An 826-nucleotide genomic window follows, 5' to 3' on the forward strand; every position below is an offset into this window, starting at 1 on the left:
GGAAAATCCGTGGCCCTGCATGCGCTGGAGGACGCAGGCTATTACTGCGTGGACAACCTGCCGCCAGAGCTTCTGCCGGCCTTCGTCGCGCTGGAGCCACGCCATCATGGCAATCGGGTCGCGATTGCCATGGACGTGCGCAGCGCCACGTCACTGCACCAGGTGCCCCGGGAATTGGACCGCCTGCGCCGCCAGGGGGCAGCGGTGCAATCGATTTTTCTGGATGCCAGCGTCGATACGCTGGTGCGGCGCTTTTCCGAGACGCGCCGGCGCCACCCCCTGTCGCACGACGATCCTCAGCAGGGACGCAAGGCCCTGGTGCAGACCATCGAACTGGAGCGCGGGCTTCTGGCCGACCTGAGGGAGCAGGCGCACGTCATCGACACGAGCGCGCTGCGGGCGTCGCAGCTGCAAAGCTACGTCAAGGGTCTGATACCCGGCGCGCAGGGGCAGCTGACGCTGGTGTTTCAGTCCTTCGCCTTCAAGCGCGGCATTCCCATGGATTCGGACTACGTCTTCGACGTGCGCATGCTGCCCAACCCCCATTACGAGCCCACGCTGCGCGATCTCACGGGGCTGGACGAACCGGTCGCGGAATTTCTGCGCCAGCAGCCGGACGCCGCGCTCATGCGCACGCACATCGAGCAATTCCTGGGGCACTGGCTGGAGATGCTCGACCGCAACCACCGCAGCTACGTCACGGTCGCCATCGGCTGCACCGGGGGGCAGCACCGCTCCGTCTATCTGGTGGAGCGGCTGGCAGAAACTTTCGGCCGGCGCTGGACCGCGCTGCGGCGGCATCGGGAGCTCGACGGGCGCTAACCCC

Annotated in this window: 1 protein-coding gene; it reads left to right on the forward strand. The window is 66.9% G+C overall.

The features are described 5' to 3' along the window. A partial coding sequence (gene rapZ, locus VTU_RS0121410) for an RNase adapter RapZ (protein ID WP_010108605.1) occupies positions 1–822 on the forward strand: 822 nt, incomplete at its 5' end. Positions 823–826 lie beyond the last annotated feature (4 nt).

Source organism: Verminephrobacter aporrectodeae subsp. tuberculatae At4, from assembly GCF_000193225.1.
GTDB lineage: Bacteria > Pseudomonadota > Gammaproteobacteria > Burkholderiales > Burkholderiaceae_C > Acidovorax > Acidovorax aporrectodeae.